The organism is Geodermatophilus sp. CPCC 205506 (genome assembly GCF_051383635.1).
Lineage (GTDB): Bacteria > Actinomycetota > Actinomycetes > Mycobacteriales > Geodermatophilaceae > Geodermatophilus.
In genome coordinates, this window is record NZ_JALPKP010000008.1 from 34,177 (window position 1) to 54,419 (window position 20,243).

Annotated in this window: 21 protein-coding genes; 11 read left to right on the plus strand and 10 right to left on the minus strand. The window is 73.9% G+C overall.

Features of this window, described 5'->3' with window-relative positions; all coding sequences use genetic code 11:
* Positions 1 to 666, plus strand: a complete 666-nt coding sequence (locus tag MY520_RS06460; protein ID WP_436691254.1) for a regulatory protein RecX — start codon at positions 1 to 3, stop codon at positions 664 to 666.
* Positions 667 to 693: 27 nt separating this feature from the next.
* On the opposite strand, the gene ctaD is transcribed toward MY520_RS06460, so the two are convergent.
* The 6 genes from ctaD to MY520_RS06490 form a co-directional block, all read right to left on the minus strand.
* Positions 694 to 2,448: an aa3-type cytochrome oxidase subunit I gene (ctaD, locus tag MY520_RS06465; RefSeq protein ID WP_436691255.1), complete on the minus strand. Its 1,755-nt coding sequence runs from the start codon at positions 2,446 to 2,448 to the stop codon at positions 694 to 696.
* Positions 2,449 to 2,557: 109 nt separating this feature from the next.
* Entirely contained in the window at positions 2,558 to 3,028 is a 471-nt protein-coding gene (locus MY520_RS06470) for a hypothetical protein (RefSeq protein ID WP_436691256.1), read from the minus strand.
* Positions 3,029 to 3,049: 21 nt separating this feature from the next.
* Complete coding sequence (locus tag MY520_RS06475; protein WP_436691257.1) at positions 3,050 to 3,952, minus strand: amino acid ABC transporter permease; 903 nt, start codon at positions 3,950 to 3,952, stop codon at positions 3,050 to 3,052.
* The gene (locus tag MY520_RS06480) at positions 3,949 to 4,599 is read right to left on the minus strand and encodes an amino acid ABC transporter permease (RefSeq protein WP_436691258.1); all 651 of its coding nucleotides are present in this window, start codon (positions 4,597 to 4,599) and stop codon (positions 3,949 to 3,951) included. The genes MY520_RS06475 and MY520_RS06480 overlap by 4 nt, the downstream gene beginning before the upstream one ends.
* A 69-nt stretch (positions 4,600 to 4,668) precedes the next feature.
* A complete protein-coding gene (locus MY520_RS06485; protein ID WP_436691259.1) occupies positions 4,669 to 5,562 on the minus strand; it encodes a glutamate ABC transporter substrate-binding protein in 894 nt (297 codons plus the stop codon).
* A 21-nt stretch (positions 5,563 to 5,583) separates the two neighbouring features.
* Positions 5,584 to 6,357: an amino acid ABC transporter ATP-binding protein gene (locus MY520_RS06490; RefSeq protein ID WP_436691260.1), complete on the minus strand. Its 774-nt coding sequence runs from the start codon at positions 6,355 to 6,357 to the stop codon at positions 5,584 to 5,586.
* Positions 6,358 to 6,480: 123 nt separating this feature from the next.
* Here MY520_RS06490 and miaB point away from each other — a divergent pair, with 123 nt between their 5' ends.
* Positions 6,481 to 7,932 (plus strand): tRNA (N6-isopentenyl adenosine(37)-C2)-methylthiotransferase MiaB, encoded by a 1,452-nt coding sequence (gene miaB / locus MY520_RS06495; protein ID WP_436691261.1) that lies wholly within the window; start codon positions 6,481 to 6,483, stop codon positions 7,930 to 7,932.
* A gap of 15 nt (positions 7,933 to 7,947) precedes the next feature.
* Here the strand turns inward: miaB and MY520_RS06500 are convergent, their stop codons facing one another.
* Together MY520_RS06500 and MY520_RS06505 are read right to left on the minus strand one after the other, a co-directional pair.
* Entirely contained in the window at positions 7,948 to 8,649 is a 702-nt protein-coding gene (locus MY520_RS06500; RefSeq protein ID WP_436691262.1) for an alpha/beta fold hydrolase, read from the minus strand.
* Between the two features lie 10 nt (positions 8,650 to 8,659).
* Complete coding sequence (locus MY520_RS06505) at positions 8,660 to 10,483, minus strand: DUF349 domain-containing protein (RefSeq protein WP_436691263.1); 1,824 nt, start codon at positions 10,481 to 10,483, stop codon at positions 8,660 to 8,662.
* Between the two features lie 40 nt (positions 10,484 to 10,523).
* Here MY520_RS06505 and MY520_RS06510 point away from each other — a divergent pair, with 40 nt between their 5' ends.
* From MY520_RS06510 to dapF, 3 genes are read left to right on the plus strand one after another with little or no spacing between them, the layout of a single operon-like run.
* A complete protein-coding gene (locus tag MY520_RS06510) occupies positions 10,524 to 11,264 on the plus strand; it encodes a hypothetical protein (RefSeq protein WP_436691264.1) in 741 nt (246 codons plus the stop codon).
* Positions 11,261 to 12,184 (plus strand): tRNA (adenosine(37)-N6)-dimethylallyltransferase MiaA, encoded by a 924-nt coding sequence (gene miaA, locus MY520_RS06515; RefSeq protein ID WP_436691265.1) that lies wholly within the window; start codon positions 11,261 to 11,263, stop codon positions 12,182 to 12,184. The genes MY520_RS06510 and miaA overlap by 4 nt, the downstream gene beginning before the upstream one ends.
* Positions 12,181 to 13,050 (plus strand): diaminopimelate epimerase, encoded by an 870-nt coding sequence (gene dapF, locus MY520_RS06520; RefSeq protein WP_436691266.1) that lies wholly within the window; start codon positions 12,181 to 12,183, stop codon positions 13,048 to 13,050. Before miaA ends, dapF begins: the two co-directional genes overlap by 4 nt.
* Before the next feature lie 14 nt (positions 13,051 to 13,064).
* Here the strand turns inward: dapF and MY520_RS06525 are convergent, their stop codons facing one another.
* Positions 13,065 to 13,310 (minus strand): hypothetical protein, encoded by a 246-nt coding sequence (locus MY520_RS06525; protein ID WP_436691267.1) that lies wholly within the window; start codon positions 13,308 to 13,310, stop codon positions 13,065 to 13,067.
* Positions 13,311 to 13,460: 150 nt separating this feature from the next.
* Between MY520_RS06525 and hflX the strand changes: the two genes are divergently transcribed.
* The 3 genes from hflX to MY520_RS06540 all read left to right on the plus strand — a co-directional run bounded on the left by hflX (position 13,461) and on the right by MY520_RS06540 (position 16,767).
* Positions 13,461 to 14,933: a GTPase HflX gene (hflX, locus tag MY520_RS06530; protein WP_436691268.1), complete on the plus strand. Its 1,473-nt coding sequence runs from the start codon at positions 13,461 to 13,463 to the stop codon at positions 14,931 to 14,933.
* 66 nt (positions 14,934 to 14,999) lie between these two features.
* Positions 15,000 to 15,752 (plus strand): phosphatase PAP2 family protein, encoded by a 753-nt coding sequence (locus tag MY520_RS06535; RefSeq protein WP_436691269.1) that lies wholly within the window; start codon positions 15,000 to 15,002, stop codon positions 15,750 to 15,752.
* Entirely contained in the window at positions 15,724 to 16,767 is a 1,044-nt protein-coding gene (locus tag MY520_RS06540; RefSeq protein WP_436691270.1) for a hypothetical protein, read from the plus strand. The genes MY520_RS06535 and MY520_RS06540 overlap by 29 nt, the downstream gene beginning before the upstream one ends.
* A 135-nt stretch (positions 16,768 to 16,902) precedes the next feature.
* Here the strand turns inward: MY520_RS06540 and lexA are convergent, their stop codons facing one another.
* On the minus strand, positions 16,903 to 17,586 hold the full coding sequence (gene lexA, locus MY520_RS06545) for a transcriptional repressor LexA (protein WP_436691271.1): 684 nt from the start codon (positions 17,584 to 17,586) through the stop codon (positions 16,903 to 16,905).
* 555 nt (positions 17,587 to 18,141) lie between these two features.
* Between lexA and MY520_RS06550 the strand changes: the two genes are divergently transcribed.
* The 3 genes from MY520_RS06550 to nrdR all read left to right on the plus strand — a co-directional run bounded on the left by MY520_RS06550 (position 18,142) and on the right by nrdR (position 20,225).
* Positions 18,142 to 18,483 (plus strand): LysM peptidoglycan-binding domain-containing protein, encoded by a 342-nt coding sequence (locus MY520_RS06550; protein ID WP_436691272.1) that lies wholly within the window; start codon positions 18,142 to 18,144, stop codon positions 18,481 to 18,483.
* 121 nt (positions 18,484 to 18,604) lie between these two features.
* On the plus strand, positions 18,605 to 19,240 hold the full coding sequence (locus MY520_RS06555; RefSeq protein ID WP_436691273.1) for a hypothetical protein: 636 nt from the start codon (positions 18,605 to 18,607) through the stop codon (positions 19,238 to 19,240).
* Between the two features lie 427 nt (positions 19,241 to 19,667).
* Entirely contained in the window at positions 19,668 to 20,225 is a 558-nt protein-coding gene (gene nrdR / locus MY520_RS06560) for a transcriptional regulator NrdR (protein WP_436691274.1), read from the plus strand.
* The last annotated feature ends 18 nt before the right edge of the window (positions 20,226 to 20,243 follow it).

The following is a 20,243-nucleotide window of genomic DNA, read 5'->3' on the forward strand; positions in this document are numbered from 1 at the left end:
GTGAGCGGTTGGCCCGAGGCGCGCCGGCGTCAGGCTCCCGGCAGCCGACGCGGGCGGCGCTCCGGAACGTCCCCTGACCCGGACGGTCCGGACGTCGCCCCGCCGGACGGCGGTGCAGAGAACGAGGACGAGGCGGGCGATCCCGAGCAGGTCGCTCGGTCGATCTGCCTGCGGGCGCTCACCGGTGCGCCGAAGACCCGTCAGCAGCTGGCCGATCTCCTGGCCAAGCGGGGAGTTCCCGACGACGCCGCCGAGCGGGTCCTCGACCGCTTCGGCGAGGTCGGACTCATCGACGACGCCGCGTTCGCCCGCGCCTGGGTGACGTCGCGGCAGTCGGGTCGCGGCCTGGCCCGGCGAGCGCTCAAGGCCGAACTGCGGGCCAAGGGCGTCGACGGGGAGGTCGCCGAGCAGGCGGTCGCCCTGGTGGACGACGAGGACGAGTGGGCGGCGGCGCGGCGGCTGGTCGAGCGCCGCCTGGGCAGTGTCCGCCGGGTCGACCGCGCCACCGCCGAGCGGCGGTTGATCGGCATGCTGGCCCGCAAGGGCTACGGCTCCGGGCTGGCCGCCTGGGTGGTGCGGGAGGCGCTCGACCAGGACGGGGCCGAGGAGGACGACGACGCCCCGGCGCAGCACAGCGACCTCGGCCTCGACGCCTGGCTTCCGTGAGCGCCTCCTGCGTCGTCGCCGCGCAGGTCAGGTGGGATCGGGGTCGTTCGGGCCCTGGCGGTGCCCCTCGGTGAGGCCGACCTCGCTGACGTACGGCTCGTGCCGCTTGCCGGCGTGCGCCTCCATCTGCAGGCGCTCGACCAGCTGCGGGTAGTGCGCCTCGAACGCCGGCCGCTCGGAGCGGATCTTCGGGATCTCCACAAAGTTGTGCCGCGGCGGCGGTGACGAGGTCGCCCACTCCAGCGAGTTCCCGTGGCCCCACGGGTCGTCGCGTAGCGCCAGCGCACCGTGCCGCCAGGACCTCACCACGTTGTAGAGGAACGGGATGATCGAGGCGCCGAGCACGAACGAGAAGATGGTCGAGACGGTGTTCAGCGTGGTGAACCCGTCACTGGGCAGGTAGTTGACGTACCGGCGCGGCATGCCCTCGTTGCCCAGCCAGTGCTGGATCAGGAACGTGCCGTGGAAGCCGATGAACGTCATCCAGAACTGCAGCTTGCCCAGCCGCTCGTCCATCATCCGGCCGCACATCTTGGGGAACCAGAAGGCGATCCCGGCGTTGGCGGCGAAGACGACGGTGCCGAAGACGACGTAGTGGAAGTGCGCGACGACGAAGTACGAGTCGTGCATGTGCCAGTCCAGCGGCGGACTGGCCAGCAGCACGCCGGTCAGGCCGCCCAGCAGGAAGGTCACCATGAAGCCGATGGACCACAGCATCGGCGTCTCGAAGGTCAGCTGGCCCCGCCACATCGTGCCGATCCAGTTGAAGAACTTCAGCCCGGTCGGCACGGCGATCAGGTAGGTCAGGAAGGCGAAGAAGGGCAGCAGCACCGCGCCGGTGGCGTACATGTGGTGCGCCCAGACCACCAGGGAGAGGAACCCGATGGCGAGGGTCGCGCCGACCATGCCCTTGTAGCCGAACAGCGGCTTGCGGCTGAACACCGGGACGACCTCGGTGATGATGCCGAAGAACGGCAGCGCGATGATGTAGACCTCGGGGTGGCCGAAGTACCAGAACAGGTGCTGCCACAGCATCGGCCCGGCCATCTCGTCGGAGTAGACGAGCGCGCCGAGGTTCCGCTCGGCCAGCAGCGCGAACAGCGCGGCGGTGAGGATCGGGAAGACCAGCAGCACGAGCATGCTGGTGACCAGCGCGTTCCAGGTGAAGATCGGCAGCCGGAACATCGTCATCCCGGGGGCCCGGAGGCAGACGATCGTCGCCATGAAGTTGACGCCCCCGAGGATCGTGCCGAGGCCGCTCACGGCCAGCCCGGCCATCCAGAGGTTGCCGCCGACGCCCGGCGAGTGCTCGACGGTCGACAACGGGGCATAGGCGGTCCAGCCGAAGTCAGGTGGTCCGCCGGGGGTGAGGAAGCCCGAGACGACGATCGTGCTGCCGAACAGGAACAGCCAGAAGGAGAACGCGTTCAGCCGCGGGAAGGCGACGTCGGGAGCGCCGATCTGCAGCGGCATGACCAGGTTGCCGAAGGCGAAGAACAGCGGCGTCGCGAACATCAGCAGCATCACCGTGCCGTGCATGGTGAACAGCTGGTTGTACTGCTCGGGGGAGAGGAACTGCAGTCCGGGCCGGGCCAGCTCCCCGCGCATCAGCATGGCCATCAGGCCGCCGAGGATGAAGAACACGAACGAGGCCGCCAGGTACATCAGGCCGATGACCTTGTGGTCAGTCGTCCGCAGCAGAGCGGTCAGGCGGGATCCGCGCTTGGGTGGGGGCAGGTCACTCGGGCGGCTGACGATCGGCTGCGGTGCGAGTGCGGTCATGCCGACTCCCGGGACGCTGACGAGCTCCGCCGGTGGTGGCGCTGCACCGTCCATGGTGGCCCATCGAGGGCCGGGACGGAACGGCTGAGCCGATCCGCCCGTGCGCAGGTCAGCCCGCGGTGCGGGCGACCGCCGACCAGGCGGACACGTCGACGGCCACGCCGTCCGGCGCCTCGTCGTCGGGCACCAGCCAGCTGCCCTCCGTGCCACGTCCGTGCGCGAGCCACGTCTGGATCTGCAGGTCGAAGGCGCGCTCGGAGGAGGCCGCCGAGCGGCTGACCGGGCCGAGGAAGGTCAGGTCCGACTCGTTCCCGCCGGCGAAGCGCAGCACCACGCGGCACCGGGATCGGCGGTGCCGGGCCGGCGGCACGACCTCGCGGACCACAGCGGTGGCGGCGCCCGCGGCGGCGGCGAAGTCGGGAGCGGCGGCGCGCATCCGGGCCACGAACTCCTGGGCGGCGTCCGTGCGACCGTCGGTCAGGCGCACCACGGCGGGCAGCGGCGGCACGGCGGGTCGGAGAGCGGTGTCCACGTCGTAGATCTCGGCAGTCCGGGCGACGGACGTGACCGCCCGGTGCACAGGAGTCCCACCTGCGTCACGTCACACCGGGACGGCGCCGCCACCCCCGCCCATCTGGACGTCGGCCGGCAGCTCCGGCTCGGCCACGGCGGCCGCCTTGGCACTGCGCCGCGTCCGGCTCTCGACGTACCGCGCCAGGGCGGAGAGCAGCACGTTGACCACGATGTAGATCACCCCGGCCGCCACGTAGAGCTGGAAGGTGTACATGCTGCCGAACTGGAAGTTGAAGAACTCCACGAGGCTGCGCGCGGTCCGCAGCAGCTCCACGTAACCGACGATGAAGCCCAGGGACGAGTCCTTGAGCAGCACCACCAGCTGCGCGACCAGGACCGGCAGCATCCGGCGCACCGCCTGCGGCAGCAGCACGAGCGTCATCACCTGCGTCTTGCGCATGCCGAGGGCGAAGGCTGCCTCCTGCTGCCCGCGGTCCACCGACAGGATCCCGGCCCGGAAGATCTCCGCCAGGACCGCCATGTTGTAGAGCGTCAGGCCGAGGACCAGCGCGCGGAACGCGGTCATGGGGACGCCGATGGTGGGGAGGAACAGCAGGCAGAACAGGATCAGGATCAGCAGGGGAACGGCGCGGAAGAACTCGATCACCACGCCCACGGGGGCCCGGACCCAGGCGTGGTCGGACAGCCGGCCGACCGCGAGCAGCGCACCGAGGACGGTGGCCAGCACCATGCCCACGGCGGCGACCGCGAGGGTGTTGACCAGTCCGTTCCACAGCGCCTGCGGCACACCGGACGCCGGGTCGAACAGGATCGCCCATCGAGCGGGGTCCAGCTGGCCGTTGGTGCCCAGCCGCCACAGGGCCACGCCGATGAGGCCCAGGACCACCAAGGCCCCGATGACGGTGCCGACGCGCTGCCGGCGCCGGGCCTTGGGGCCGGGCAGGTCGAACAGGACGCTCGTGCTGCTCATCGGACGATCGCCACCCGCTTCTCGATGGTCCGGATCACCCAGGCCGAGGGCAGCGTGATGACCAGGTAGCCGAGCACCACCGCGGCGAAGACGGCGAGCAGCTGGTCGGCGTTGAGGTTGGCCAGTCGCTGCAGCGCCGCGGTGAGCTCGGTGACGGCGAAGCCGGCGGCGATCGAGGTGTTCTTGGCCAGGGCGATCCACACGTTGCCCAGCGGCGGGACGACGGTGCGGAAGGCCTGCGGCAGCACGATGGTCCGCAGGGTCTGCCCGAAGTCCAGGCCGAGAGCGCGGGCGGCCTCGGCCTGTCCCGGGGGGACGGAGTTGATGCCGGAGCGCAGCGCCTCGCACACGAACGCGGCGGTGTACAGCGACAACGCGGCCACCGCCGTGATGAAGCGGGTGGGGAACTGCAGGTCGACGTAGACCAGGCCGAAGAAGAGGAAGAAGAACACCACCGTGAGCGGGGTGTTGCGGAAGACCTCGACGTAGAAGGTGGCCAGCCCGCGCAGCGGCGGCACGGGGCTCACCCGCATGCCGACGAGCACCGTGCCGAGCACGAGGGCGCACACGCCGCTGACGACCGAGAGGGAGAGCGTCGTCAGGAACGCCCGCCACAGCAGGTCGAAGTTGTCGCTGAGGAACTGCACCGCGGCCTCTCCACGTCGGGGACGAGGCGGCGCCGCCGGGCGGGATCCGCCCGGCGGCGCCGCGGGGACTCAGTAGCGGTCGACCGCCGGCGGCTCGGGGGCCTCCTCGCCGGTGATGGCGCCAGCGGTGCGGTCCCAGGCCTCGGCCCACCGGCCGTCCTCGTAGGCATCCTCGAGGACGTCGTTGATGAAGTCGCGGAACTCGGTGTCACCGAGCGCCAGCCCGATGCCGTACGGCTCCTCGGTGAACGGGTTCCCGACCAGCTCGAAGCCCTCGGGGTTGCCGGCCACCAGTCCGGTGAGGATGACGTTGTCCGTCGTCACCGCCTGCACGTTGCCGTTGGCCAGGTCGTCGGCGCACTTGGAGTAGACGTCGTAGGTGACCAGGTTGGCCCCGGCGTAGTTGTCGCGGATGTTCTGCGCGGGGGTCGAGCCCTCGACCGAGCAGACCGTCTTGCCCACGAGGTCCTCGGGGCCCTGGATGCCCTCGGGGTTGCCCGCGGCGACCATGATGTCCTGGCCGGCCACGTAGTAGGGCCCGGCGAAGTCGACGACCTGCTTGCGGGTGTCGTTGATGGTGTAGGTCGCCACGACGATGTCGACCTGACCGTTCTGGATGAACGGCTCGCGGTTGGCCGAGACCGTCTCGGTCCACTCGATGGCGTCAGCCTCGATGCCCAGCTCGCCGGCGACGATCTTGGCGATCTCGACGTCGAAGCCCTCCGGGTCCTGGGTCTGCGGGTTGAGCAGGCCGAAGCCGGGCTGGTCGTACTTCGTGCCGACGGTGATCGCCCCGGCCTCGCTGAGCTCGGCCATCGTGGTGCCGGGCTCGAAGTCGACGTCCTCGGCGACCTCGGCGGTGTTCTCGGCGGCGTCCTCGGCCTGCTGTCCGGCCTCGCTGGAGCAGCCCGCGAGGACGAGGCCGAGGGCCCCGACGGCGGCGGCGTAGCGGGTGATGCGCATGTGTGTTCCTTTCCGCCGGGCTCAGTGTTCGAGGATCTTCGAGAGGAAGTCCCTGGCCCGGTCCGACTGGGGGTTGGTGAAGAAGGTCTCGGGGTCGGCGGACTCGACGATGCGGCCGCCGTCCATGAACACGACCCGGTTGGCCGCGCGGCGGGCGAAGCCCATCTCGTGGGTGACGACGACCATGGTCATGCCGTCGCGGGCGAGCGAGATCATGACGTCGAGGACCTCGTTGATCATCTCGGGGTCCAGGGCGGACGTCGGCTCGTCGAAGAGCATGACCTTGGGGTCCATCGCCAGCGCCCGCGCGATCGCCACGCGCTGCTGCTGGCCGCCGGAGAGCTGAGCGGGGTACTTGTCGGCCTGAGCGCTGACGCCCACCCGCTCGAGCAGCTCCCGCGCCCGCGCATCAGCCGCGGCCTTCGACTTCCCGCGCACCTTGGTCGGGCCCAGCGTGACGTTCTGCAGGATCGTCTTGTGGGCGAACAGGTTGAAGCTCTGGAAGACCATGCCCACGTCGCTCCGCAGGCGCGCGAGCTGCTTGCCCTCCTCGGGCAGCCGCTCGCCGTCGATGCTGATCTCGCCCTGCTCGATCTTCTCGAGGCGGTTGATCGTCCGGCACAGCGTCGACTTCCCCGAGCCCGACGGGCCGATCACGACGACGACCTCGCCGCGGTCGACGGACAGGTCGATGTCCTGCAGCACGTGGAGTTCGCCGAACCACTTGTTGACGCCGGAGAGGCGGACGAGAGGTCCTCCCGTGGTGTGGGCGTCGCCCTTCTCGAGGCTGGTCACGCAGGGGACCCTAGGGCCGGGAGACGACGGCGGCCGAACCGAGCGATCACGAAGGCGTAACGAAGCCGCAGGTGGTGTGAGCGGCGGAACACCCGGTGGAGCGGCCGTACCCTCGCAGTCGTCATGGGAACCGATCTGCAGGCTGCCGCGCGGACCTACCGGGTCCGCACCTACGGCTGCCAGATGAACGTGCACGACTCCGAGCGCCTGTCTGGGCTGCTGGAGGCCGCCGGCTACGCCCCCGCCGCCGAGGGGGTGGACGCCGACGTCGTCGTCCTCAACACCTGCGCCGTGCGGGAGAACGCCGACAACCGGCTCTACGGCAACCTCGGGCACCTGCGCCCGGTGAAGGACGCCCACCCCGGCATGCAGATCGCCGTGGGCGGGTGCCTGGCACAGAAGGACCGCGGCGAGATCGTCCGCCGCGCGCCGTGGGTGGACGTCGTCTTCGGCACGCACAACGTCGGCTCGCTGCCGGCTCTGCTGGAGCGGGCCCGGCACAACGCCGAGGCCCAGGTGGAGATCGCCGAGGCCCTCGAGGTCTTCCCCTCCACGCTGCCGGCCAAGCGGGACTCCGCCTACTCCGGCTGGGTCTCGATCAGCGTCGGGTGCAACAACACCTGCACGTTCTGCATCGTCCCGGCGCTGCGGGGCACGGAGAAGGACCGCCGACCGGGAGAGATCCTGGCCGAGGTGCAGGCGCTGGTGGACCAGGGCGTGCTCGAGGTGACGCTGCTCGGCCAGAACGTGAACGCCTACGGCGTCGAGTTCCGCGACCGGGGGGCCTTCGCCGACCTGCTGCGTGCGACCGGCCGGATCGAGGGCCTGGAGCGGGTGCGGTTCACCAGCCCGCACCCGCGCGAGTTCACCGACGACGTCATCGCCGCCATGGCCGAGACCCCGGCGGTCTGCCACCAGCTGCACATGCCGCTGCAGTCGGGGTCGGACGAGGTCCTGCGCCGGATGCGCCGCGGCTACCGGCAGGAGCGCTACCTCGGGATCATCGACCGGGTCCGCGCCGCCATGCCCGACGCCGCGATCACCACCGACGTCATCGTGGGCTTCCCCGGCGAGACCGAGGCCGACTTCGCGCAGACCCTCGACGTGGTCCGCGCCGCCCGGTTCGCCAGCGCCTTCACCTTCCAGTACTCCAAGCGCCCCGGGACACCGGCCGCCGACATGGACGGGCAGGTCCCGAAGGACGTCGTCCAGGAGCGGTACCTGCGGCTGACCGCGCTGCAGGACGAGATCAGCTGGGCGGAGAACCGGGCGCAGGTCGGCCGGACCGTCGAGCTGCTGGTCGCGGCGGGGGAGGGCAGCAAGGACGCCCGCACGGGCCGGCTGTCCGGCCGGGCCCGCGACGGGCGGCTGGTGCACTTCACGGCGGCCGACGGCGTCCGGTCCGGCGACGTGGTCGAGACGGTGGTCACCCACGCGGCGCCGCACCATCTGGTCGCCGACGGCCCGCTGGTCTCGCACCGCCGCACCCGGGCCGGGGACGCCGCCGAGGCCGGTACCCGCCCGACCACCCCCGGCGTCCTGCTGGGCATGCCCCGGATCGGTGCCCCCGCCTGAGGGACCGGCTCCGCGCTACGCCAGCTCGAGCAGCAGCTCGGCGAGCTCCCGGGGCCGGTTCTGCGGCACCAGGTGGGTGGTCGCGATCTCGCGGTAGGCCCAGGCGTCCGACGCCCGCGCCCGGGCGGCGGCGGCCTCGAACGCCGGGTTCGGCGGCACGCCTGGCTCGTCGGCGGTGGCCCGCACGTAGGTGCGCGAGAACGGCCACTCCTGCAGCGGGCGGGACAGCCGCACCGGCTCGGTGAAGCAGCCCACCGGGTGGAGCGTGCGGCGGGGCCGGGAGAACGCCGCCTCGGCGGGGTCCTCGTAGGTGCGCTCGGGGCCCTCGACCAGCCAGACCGTCGCCAGGCCGACCGGGGCCGGGCGCACACCGAGCAGCCCGTACAGCGAGTCGCCGTCCCCCGGCACGAACGCGTCGAGGTAGACCAGCGACCGCACCCGGTCGCCGACGGCGTCGAGCGCGCCGGTGACCACCATGCCGCCGTAGGAGAACCCGAGCAGGACGACCTCGTCGAGGTCCTCGTAGAGGAACTGGTGCACGACGTCGGTGACGTGGGTGGTGAGGTCCACCTGCGGGCTGGCCAGGTGCGAGCGCTCACCGATCCCGGTCAGGCCGGGGGTGAAGACCTCGTGCCCCGCCGCGGACAGCAGCCGGCGCACGTGGCGGAACCCGTGGGCCCCGCCCCAGGCGCCGTGGACGAGGACGTAGGTCGTCACGGTCGGCCGGTCAGCGGCGGGACGCGGCCTTCTCCGCCTCGGCCAGCCACTCCCGGCGGGTGGCGAGGTTGGCCTGCGCGTCGGCGATCCGCCGGGCGTCGCCGGCCGCCTCGGCCTTGGCCAGCTGCTCCTCGGCCTTGGCGACCGCCTGCCGCATCGAGGTGACCATCGGGTTCTCCGGCGCCACCCGGGCCCGCGTGGAGTCGACGGCGCCGCGGATGCGCTGCTCCACGGCTTGCATGCGGTCCTCGAGCTGGCGCATGACCCCGCGCGGCACGTGGCCGATCGCGTCGTAGCGCTCCTGCAGTTTGCGCAGCGAGTTCTGCGCCCCGCGCAGGTCGGACGTGGCGTCCAGCTTCTCGGCCTCGGCGAGGATCTCCTCCTTGGCCTGCTGGTTGGCCACCTGCTCGCTGGTGCGCTGCTTGTCCGACTCCGAGCGTGCGGTGAAGAAGACGTCCTGGGCGGCGCGGAACTGCTTCCACAGGTCGTCGTCACCGTCGCGGCCGGTGCGGGGGACGGCCTTCCAGCGGTCCATCAACGACCGCATCGCCGCGCTGGTGGCGCCCCAGTCGGTGGAGCTCGACAGCCGCTCCGCCTCCTTGATGAGCTCCTGCTTGGCCGCCCGGGCCTCGCCGCGCTGCTGGTCGAGCGCGGCGAAGTGGGCGCCGCGGCGGCGGCCGAAGGCGTCGCGGGCGGCGGCGAACCGGCTCCACAGCGCCTCGTCGGTCTTGCGGTCGATGCCGCGGATGGTCTTCCACTCCTCGACGATGGCCTTCAGCCGGTCACCGGCGGCCTTCCAGGAGGTGGACTCGGCGGCGATCTGCTCGGCCTCCGCGGCGAGCGCTTCCTTGCGGGCGACCTGCGCGGCGCGCGCCGCGGCCTTCTCGGCCCGCGACTCGGCGGCCGCCGATTCGGCGGTGTCGACCATCGCCAGCGCACGGGCGGCCAGGCCGTCGAGGTCGCCGACCGCGGTGGCGGTCGGGATGGAGTCGGCGAGGGCCTGCGCCTTGGCCTTGATCTCGCTCGGGTTGCCGGTGTGCGCCTTCAGCCGCGCCTCCAGCAGCGACACCTCGGTGGCGAGGTCGTCGTAGCGGCGGGCGTAGTGGGCCAGCCCGGCGGCGGGGTCACCGGCCTGCCAGGACCCCACGACCCGCTCCCCCTCGGCGGTGCGGACGTAGACGGTGCCCTCCTCGTCGACCCGGCCCCACTCGGCCGGGTCGGACGCCGGCACCGACGGCTCGGCGGGCGTGGGGACGGCGTGCTCGCCCGGGGGCGGTGCGGGCACGTTGTGCTCGACCGGGGCGGCGGGCTCGGTCCTGTCGGTGGGCTCTGCCGGGGCGGCGGGCTCGGTCCTGTCGGTGGGCTCTGCCGGGGCGGCGGGCTCGGTCCTGTCGGTGGGCTCTGCCGGGGCGGCGGGCTCGGTCCTGTCGGTGGGCTCTGCCGGGGCGGCGGGCTCGGTCCTGTCGGTGGGCTCTGCCGGGGCGGCGGGCTCGGTCCTGTCGGTGGCCTCGGCCGGCGCGGTGAGCTCTGCCGGCGCGGTGGGCTCTGCCGGGGCAGTGGGCTCTGCCGGGGTGGTCGGTCCTGCCGGGGCGACGACCTCGGGGGCGGTGGCCTCCGGCCGCACCGTGTCCGTGGGGTCCTGCGGTGCGGCGTCCGGCGCGGGAACGGGCGGAGCCGGGTCGGCCGACGGCTCGACCGTCGGGTCGGCGAGGGCGGCGTCGCCGGGGGTGGGCGCCGCGGCCGTCCCGGCCTCGGGGGTGACCGCCTCGGACCCTGCCGTCTCCGACGAGGGCTGCTGCTGCCAGGGGGTTCCGGCGTTCTCCGTGCTCGACACGTCCCGGAGTGTCCCACGCCGCATCCGGGACACTGCTCCGGTGAGTCCAGTTCCGCCCGTCCACCGCGTCCCGCACGCCAGTCGCCCCGCCCCCGACGCGGGTCGTCCGGTGTCGGTCGCCTTCTGTCCCGGCCCGCCGCTCCTGCTGCCCGAGGTGGCGGGGCGGGCTGCGGCCGACACCGCGGCGCTTCGGGCCGCCTGCGCCGAGGCGGTCGGCGCGATGCTCGGCGTCGGCCCGGACGTGGTCGTCGTCGTGGGCGAGGGCGGCTCCGGGTGGTACGGCGACGGCGACGGCGGCGACCTGCGCGGCTTCGGGGTCGACCTCGACGTCCCGTTCTGCGGCCCCGTCCGGCCCGGCGGGCGGCGCACCCCGCTCGCGCTCACCGTCGGGGCCTGGCTGCTGGACCGGGCGGGGCACACCGGCGCCCGGCTCGGCGTCGTCCCCGGCGACCTGGCCGGCGCGCTGACCGCCCTCCCGGGACCGGTCGGGGTGCTGGCCGTCGGTGACGGCTCGGCGCGGCGCACCCTCAAGGCCCCCGGCTACCTGGACGAGGCCGCGGCGCCGTTCGACGCCGCGGTCGCCGCGGCGCTGGCGGCGGGGGATGCAGCAGCCCTGGCCGGGCTCGACGCCGCGGAGGGTGAGCGGCTCCTGGCCGCGGGCGTGCCGACCTGGCGGGCGGTCGGGGCGGCGCTGTGCGGCCGGCGGGTCGTCGCCCGGCTGCACGCCGACGAGGCGCCCTTCGGTGTCGGCTACCTCGTGGCCGACTGGCTGGCCCCGTGAGGTCGTCGCCTCCGGTGGTCGCCCTGGTCGGTCCAACCGCCACCGGCAAGACCGCGCTGGGCGTCGCCCTGGCGCAGCGGCTGGGCGGCGAGGTGGTCAACGCTGACTCGATGCAGCTCTACCGCGGCATGGACATCGGCACCGCCAAGCCGTCGCCCGAGGAGCGGGGCGGCGTGCCGCACCACCTGCTCGACCTCTGGCACGTGCGCGAGGCGGCGTCGGTGGCCGAGTACCGGCGGCTCGCGCGCACCGAGATCGACCGGCTGCGGGCGGCCGGCCTCGTCCCGCTGCTCGTCGGCGGCTCGGGGCTGTACGTGCGCGCCGTCCTCGACGAGCTGGACTTCCCCGGCACCGACCCCGCGGTCCGGGCCCGGCTGGAGGCGGAGCTCGCCGAGGTCGGGCCGGGCGAGCTGCACGCCCGGCTGGCCGCCGTCGACCCGGTCGCGGCCGCGGCGGTGCTGCCCAGCAACGGACGGCGGATCGTGCGGGCCCTCGAGGTCGTGGAGGTCACCGGCGGCCCGTTCCGCGCGACGCTGCCCGAGCCGCGCCCGCACTACCCCGCGGTAGTGGTGGGGCTGGACCGCGACCCGGCCGAGCTCGACGAGCGGGTCGCGGTGCGGGTCCAGCGCATGTGGGCGGCCGGCTTCGTCGCGGAGGTGGCCGCCCTGGCCGCCGACGGGCTGCGGGAGGGCCCCACCGCGTCCCGGGCGCTCGGCTACGCGCAGGTGCTCGCCCAGCTGGACGGCGACCTGACCGCGGACGAGGCGCGGGAGCGCACGGTGACGGCCACCCGGCGGTTCGTCCGCCGGCAGCGCTCCTGGTTCCGCCGCGACGCCGCCACGACGTGGCTCGACGCCGCCCGGCCGGACCTGGTGGACGCGGCGGCCGGGCTGATTCCCGCGCCTACGATCGTCCGGTGAGCGCGGATCGGGTCCTCGTCGGCCACGGCACGGAGAACGACTTCGTCGTCCTGCCCGACGCCGACGGCCGGTCCTGGCCCGAGGACCGGCTGGACGCGGCGATGGTGCGACGGCTGTGCGAGCGGCGTGCCGGGCTGGGCGGCGACGGGGTGCTCCGCGTCGTCCGCAGCAGGCACGTGCCCGACGCCGCCGCCGTCCTGGGGGAGGGGCTCGCCCACTGCGAGTGGTTCATGGACCACCGCAACGCCGACGGCTCGCACGCCGAGATGTGCGGCAACGGCATCCGGCTGTTCCTGCACGTGCTCGTCACCGAGGGGCTGCTCGACCGGGCCGCCTGTGCCGACGGCGTCTGGATCGGCACCCGCGGGGGGCCGCGCCGGGTCGGCGCCGCGCCGGACGGCGGCTACTGGGTCGACATGGGTCCGGCCCGGCCCTTCGGCACCGGTGAGGCCACTCTGGGCGGGACGGCGTTCCCCGGTCGCGCGGTCTCCATGGGCAACCCGCACCTGGCCTGCCTGACCGGCGTCGACGTCGCCGGCCTCGACCTCGCCACGGCGCCGTCGGTGGACGCGGAGCTGTTCCCCGACGGCGTGAACGTCGAGTTCGTGAACGTGCTCGACCCGGGTGCGCACATCCGGCTGCGGGTGTCCGAGCGCGGCGTGGGGGAGACGCGGTCCTGCGGCACCGGCGCCTGCGCCGCCGCCTGGGCCGCCCTCGAGGACGCCGGCGCGGCCAGCGGGACGGTGGTCGTCGACGTCCCGGGTGGCCGGCTCACCGTGCGCGTGGACGAGCGGACGACGGTCCTCACCGGTCCGGCGGTCGTCGTGGCCGCCGGCGAGCTCACCCCGGAGTGGCTCGGCAGCTGACCCGGGGGCGAGGGTCAGTCCCGCGCGCCGCCGTTCGTGGTGTTCGCCGACTCCTCCGGCGACTCCGGCACCATCGACTCGCCGACGGTCCCCGGGCTGCCCTCGGGCTCGCCGCGGCCGCTGTCCTGGTCCGGCCCGCCGGTCGTGCTGCCCAGGCCGCCGGACAGCGGGTTGCGCGGCGGGTTGAGCCCCTTCGGGTCGCGGCCCGGGTCGTCGATCTCCTCGTTCGCGCCCAGGCTGCTGCTGCCGGACTCGCTCATCTGTGGCCTCCTCGCGATCGGTCGTCGTCCGCCCCTACCCGGCTGTCGCACGGGCACGCCTGACCGGGATGGACCCGGGGGACCACGGTGTTGTACCGGGCGATGACAACTCAGATGCCCCCTCTCGCGGGGCGTGCAACGCTGGAGACGATGACGACAGCACAGAACGACGCCGCGTTCGACGAGGCGGCGGACCGGGCCCCCGACGAGACCCGCCCCGCGCCGGCCGGCCAGTGGGACGAGGCCGACGACACCACGGGCTCCTACGAGCTCGAGGCGCGCGGCGCACTCCGTCGCGTGGCCGGCCTGTCCACCGAGCTCGCCGACGTCACCGAGGTCGAGTACCGCCAGCTGCGCCTGGAGCGCGTGGTGCTGGTCGGGGTGTGGACCGAGGGGACGCAGGCCGACGCCGACCGGTCCCTCGCCGAGCTCGCCGCGCTGGCCGAGACCGCCGGCTCGGAGGTGCTCGAGGCGGTCAGCCAGCGGCGCGACAAGCCGGACGCCGGCACGTACGTGGGATCGGGCAAGGCGGCCGAGATCCGCGACATCGTCGCGGCCACCGGCGCCGACACGGTGATCTGCGACGGCGAGCTCACGCCGGGCCAGCTCAACCAGCTGGAGAAGATCCTCAAGGTCAAGGTGGTCGACCGGACCGCGCTGATCCTGGACATCTTCGCCCAGCACGCGAGCAGCCGGGAGGGCAAGGCGCAGGTCGAGCTCGCCCAGATGCAGTACATGCTGCCGCGGCTGCGCGGCTGGGGTGAGTCGCTGTCCCGTCAGGCCGGTGGCCGCGTCGCCGGCGGTGGCGGCATCGGTACCCGCGGTCCCGGTGAGACCAAGATCGAGACCGACCGGCGGCGGATCCGCGCGCGGGTCAGCAAGCTGCGCCGGGAGATCGCCGGCATGGCCACCGCGCGCGCCACCCAGCGGGCCAGTCGCGGGCGCAATGCCGTCCCGAGCGTGGCCATCGCCGGGTACACCAACGCGGGCAAGTCCAGCCTGCTCAACCGGCTGACCGGCGCGGGCGTGCTGGTGGAGAACGCCCTGTTCGCCACCCTCGACCCGACGGTGCGCCGCGCGCAGTCCCCGGACGGTCGCGAGTACACGCTCACCGACACCGTCGGCTTCGTCCGCCACCTGCCGCACCAGCTGGTCGACGCCTTCCGGTCGACGCTGGAGGAGGTGGCCGCCGCCGACCTGCTGCTGCACGTGGTCGACGGCTCCGACCCCGACCCGCTGGGTCAGATCGACGCCGTCCGCATCGTCCTCCGGGAGATCGACGCGGCCGCGGTGCCCGAGCTCATCGTCGTCAACAAGGTCGACGCCATGACCGAGGACGACGTCCTCACGCTGCGGCGGGCGCTGCCCGGCGCGGTGTGGGTGTCGGCCCGCACCGGTGAGGGGATCGAGCGGCTGCAGGAGATCGTCGCCGGACGGCTGCCGCACCCGGACGTGGACGTCGACGTCCTCGTCCCCTACGACCGGGGCGACCTGGTCGCCCGGGTGCACCGCGACGGCGAGGTGCTGAACGAGGCCCACGAGGCCGAAGGGACGCGGCTCACGGCGCGTGTCGACGGCGGGCTCGCCGCGGCGTTGGAGCAGTTCAGCGCGCCGGTTGCCTGACCGGTACCGGCCGCGGGGCCGGTCCGGCCGGGGCTGCACCGACGCCCCGGCCGGTACCGTGAGGCGGTGACCAGCGGCGCGGTGCGGCGGCGTCCGGGCGAGCAGGTGCCGCCGGACGACGCCGTCGTGCCCGTCCGTCACGAGCGGGTCGTCTCCAGTGGTCGTCCGTCGTGGTGGCTGCTCGTGGTCGCCCTGCTGGTCACGGTCGGCACCACCGTCGACCTGCTAAGCCGCGGCACGCTGGAGCGGATGGACCTGCGGGTGTCCGAGGCGGTCAGCGCCTGGGACCTCAAGGACTCGGCCGCCTACTGGCCGGTCTGGGCGGTGACCCAGCTCGGCGGTCGCGGGTTCATCCTCATCGTGCTCGCCGGGCTCGTCGGGCACCTGGTCTGGCGACGCCGCAGCGTGGTGCCCCTGCTCCGGGTGATGGTGGCGCTCGCGCTGCTCACCGTCGTCGTCTACGGCTTCAAGTACGGGACCGGCCGCACCGCCCCGGCCTACCCCGGGTCGTTCTTCTACCGGGACGGCGCCTCCTATCCCTCCGGGCACGTGGCCAACGCCGTGCTCATGTGGGGCGTCGCGCGCTGGCAGGCGGTGGAGTTCCGTCTCGTCCCCCCGGTCCAGCGGTCGTTCCGGCTGCTGAGCATCGTCGGCCCGGTGGCGACCGGCGTGGCGATGGTCTCCCTCGACTTCCACTGGGTCACCGACGCCGTCGTCGGCGCCTCCGTCGGCATCCTGCTGTTGGGCGTGGTTCACGCACTGGATGCAGTCGTGCTGTCACGCTGGGTTCGTGCCCGAGCCGGCCGACCGACCGCGTAGCGGCGTCCGAGGGCGACGTCCGGTCGCGGCGATCACGCTGGCGGGGGCAGTCGTCCTCGGTGCCGGCCTGCCCGCGTCGGCGTCGACGGAGGCCCCTGCCGGCCCAGTGACCCGCTGCCAGATCACCGATCCGCGGCTGCCGGAGGTCTCGGGGCTGGTCGTCGTCGGGGACCGCATGCTGGCGATGAACGACGGCGGCGACCAGGTCGACGTCTACGAGCTCGACGGGAACTGCCAGGTGCTCACCGTGCAGTCCGCGCCGATCGATCCCTACGACCCCGAGGACCTCGCCGTCGCCGCCGACGGCACCGTCTGGCTGGCCGACACCGGTGACAACAACGGAGTCCGCGACACGGTGGCGCTGCTGGCGCTCCGGCCCGACGGCGGCTCGGCGGTCTACCGGCTCGCCTTTCCCGACGGAGCCCGGGACGTCGAGGCGCTGCTCCTCGCGCCGGACGGCACTCCCTTCCTCGTGTCCAAGGAGGTCCTCGGTGCCAGCAAGGTGTTCCGGCCCGTGGCCGCGCTGGTCGGCTCGGGCGTCGTCGGGCTGACCGAGGTCGCCGGGGTGGAGTTCACCGTGACCGGCACGCCCGGCGGCCCGGTCGGGAGGGCCGGGCAGCTGATGGTCACCGGTGGCGCGGTCTCGGCGGACGGGCGCCTCCTGGCCCTGCGGACCTACACCGACGCCTACGTCTGGCCGCTGTCCGGGTCCGACGTCGCGGGCGCGCTCGCTGCCGAGCCGACCCGGATCGCACTGCCCGAGTCCCCGCAGGGGGAGGCGATCAGCTTCACGGCCGACGGCAGCGGCGTGGTGGTGGCCAGCGAGGGCCTGCCGAGCGACATCACCGTCGTGCCGTTGGCCGAGCCCCCCAGCCCGGCACCGGCCGGCGACGAGGCAGCCGCTTCGGAGGGACTCGTCGGCGGAGGCGTGTCGCCGATCGCCGCCGGGGTGGTCGCCGCCGTGATCGCGGCGGCAGTGGTCTGGATCGGCGGGAGGCTGCGCCGCCGCGACTGACCCGCGGCTGCGGGCCTCCCTCGTCCCGCCGGTGACCTGCACGGGCGGCGGTCCTCGCCCGTGCCGCCGGTGCCCGACGAGGCCGGCGGTCCTCGCCCGTGCCTCCGGCGGCGGCACGGGCGCGCCGGCGCCGCGTCAGACCCGGCGCAGCACCGTGACGACCCGGCCCAGGATCGTCGCCTCGTCGCCCGGGATGGGCTCGTACGCCGGGTTGTGCGGCATCAGCCACACATGGCCGTCCCGCCGCTTGTAGGTCTTCACCGTCGCCTCGCCGTCGAGCATCGCGGCGACGATCTCGCCGTTCTCGGCGTTGGGCTGCTGGCGCACGACCACCCAGTCGCCGTCGCAGATCGCCGCCTCCACCATCGAGTCGCCGGCGACCTTGAGCATGAACAGGGTGCCCTCGCCGACCAGCTCGCGGGGCAGCGGGAAGACGTCCTCCACGGCCTGCTCGGCCAGCACGGGACCACCGGCGGCGATCCGGCCGACCAGCGGCACGTACGTGGGGGCCGGGACCTGCTCGCCGGCGACGGCCGGGAGGGGCGCCGGCTGCACCGTCTCGCTCGCGGTGTCACCGGGCAGCCGGACGTCGAGCGCCCGGGGCCGGTTCGGGTCGCGGCGCAACCAGCCCTTCTTCTGCAGCACCGTCAGCTGGTGCGCCACCGAGGAGGCGGAGGACAGCCCGACCGCCTCGCCGATCTCGCGCACCGACGGGGGGTAGCCACGCCGCTCGATGGAGTCGCGGATGACCTCCAGCACCCGTCGCTGACGCTGGGTGAGGCCGTCCCCGGCCTCGCCGCGGTCGGGGAAGGTGCGCACGGATGCCGTCTCGGTGGTCGCCGGCGCGCCAGCCGCCCCCCGGCGATTCCCTGACGTCCCGCTCTTCTCCGCCACCGTCGCCTCCTCGCCGGCTGCTCTGCGCAGCGCGTCTCGTCCGTCGGGATGGACCGTAGCGCGCCGGACGCGCTGGATCAAACACATGTTCGAAGTCCGGGTGGGGCGCTGTGGCTTTCGTCGGACCCGTCCGGTAGACATCGCACAGACGTTCGAATCGAACAAGCGTTCGATGGTCCGGCAGTTCCCTCGGGAGGAGTGGTCGTGGCACAGGTGCAGCAGGCGGTGTTGGAGTTCGACGACGCGGTGCAGGTGCCCTGGCGGCCCCGTCTCCGGGTGGTCCCGGCGGCGGACGGGTCACCCCGCGAGCACGCCCCGCGTCCTGCGGTGACACGGTCGGGTGAGGCGCGCGTCGGCGCCGCCCGACCGCCCGTGCCGACCGGTCCGGCCCGTCCGGGTGCGGCGCGCGGTGCGCGTCCGGGTGTGCCGGGCGCGCGGCCGGGAGCAGGGCCCGCGCGGCCCGTGACGGCCGTGCCGTCCGTGGACCGCACCGTGCGCGGCGGGTGTGGCCGGCCGGGGCGCCGGGCCACGTCGGGGCTGCGGCTGACCCGGCGAGCGCGCCGGCTGTCCGCGGTCCTGGCGCTCGGCGTGGGGGTGGCCCTGGGCTCATGGCTCGGGCCGCTGGTGACCGGCGGTCCCGGCGACCTCCAGCTGGTGGGTGAGAGCACGGTCGTCGTCCAGGCGGGGGACACCGTGTGGTCGATCGCGGCGGAGGTCGCCGGGCCGGAGCAGGACGTCCGCGCCGTCGTCGACGCGATCGAGGCGCTCAACGACCTCGACCGCGCCGTCGTCGTCCCCGGTCAGGCGCTGCGGCTTCCCTGAGTCGTCGACACGGAGACACGTCGACCCGGCGACTGGCCACAAGGCCGGGTTCCCATGTTCGTCAACTGTCCGTACCGAGTTGCTAACCGTGAGTGGCGGTCCGGCGACTTACGGTCGACGGGTGTCAGTCACCTCGGAGCCGCGCTCGGCCGCCTTCACCCAGCACTCCCCGGATGTCGAGGTGTACTCGGACGGCGCGTGGTGGCCCGGCGCGATCCTGGGGTGGCGACACGACCAGCGTGGCGCCTGCGAGGTGTCGGTGCGTGCGGTCGTGGCCGGCCGTGAGCGCGAGAGCTGGGTCGACCTGGGTGACCTGCGGCTGCCCGAGCCGGAGCTGCCCGGGGCTGCCGGTGCCGAGCCGGCAACTGCGGACCCCGCTCCGGCGACGACTCTGCTGAGGCTGCCGCTCGGAGCGACGCCCATGGTCACCGTCGACGCAGCAGCGGCCCGCAGGCAACTCGTGGCCGACGTGCTGACCTCGCCCGAGTTCCCCGCGGTGGAGCCCGGCGCCCCCCGTCGGCGTCACGGCGGTGACGTCACGGCCGAGTTCCCCGCGATCCGGGGCGGCCTGCTCGCCGGCCGCCACCGGGCGCCGTCGCCGGCCGGTCGTCACCGCGCCGCCGACGACGACGTCGCCTCTCCGGCCGCCGTCGCGCCCCGGCCGCGGCCGGACGCCGACTGCCTGACCCGGCCGATGCGGTTGACCGACCGGGTGTCCCGTCCCCGGCTCCCGCGGCCGGGCGCCGCTCGCCCCTGATCGCACACCGCGGCCTGAGGTCGACGAACACGACGGACCCCCTGGGGCGGCGCCCCGGAGGCGCCGCCCGCGCTGCGCGGCGGACACGCACTACACCCCCGAGTCGCCCTTCGCGACCCTCCGGCCGCGTGTCGCCGTGACGGGTGGGAGAGCTGCGCGCAGTTGGTCACGGCAGTGTCTCGACGGAACAGTGGCGGCGTGTCCCGGCTTGCACATCTAGTAGAGGCCGCCCTAGGGTTCCCCTACATCTAGTAGTTGCACCGCTGTAAGCCCGTCCACAGGCCAGTCCCCAGGTTCTCCCCGGAACGTCCACCGGATGTCCCCAGGAGGGTCCACAGACCGGCCTCCAGGGGTCCGGTCGACCACCGGCCGTGACCTCTGGCCGGGCGGACGCCGCCGCACACTCCACGAGGGGAGGGGAGACGCCGTGCGCTGCCCCTTCTGCCACAACCCCGACAGCCGCGTCATCGACTCGCGCGAGGCAGACGAGGGGGCCACGACCCGCCGTCGGCGCTCGTGCCCCGCGTGCGGGCGGCGGTTCACCACCGTCGAGGAGGCCGTCCTCGCCGTGGTGAAGCGCAGCGGCGTCAGCGAGCCGTTCAACCGCACGAAGGTCGTCGCCGGCGTGCGGCGGGCCTGCCAGGGCCGGCCGGTCGACGAGGACCAGCTGCAGAAGCTGGCCCAGCAGGTCGAGGATGCGATCCGGGCCACCGGCGCGGCCGAGGTGCCCAGCCACGAGGTCGGGCTGGCCATCCTGCGACCGCTGCGTGAGCTGGACGAGGTGGCCTACCTCCGCTTCGCCAGCGTCTACCGCGCGTTCACCTCGCTCGAGGACTTCGAGAAGGAGATCACCGAGCTGCGGGCCCGGCACATCGCCGCCGGGACCCTGCCGCTCCCTGGGATGCAGAACGACCCGCCGGTCGTGCGCCGGCGGGGTGGGGGGCGGACCCAGGCCGCCTCCGACGGCAGCGTCGCCGGAACGTGAGAACTGTCAGCACCACCC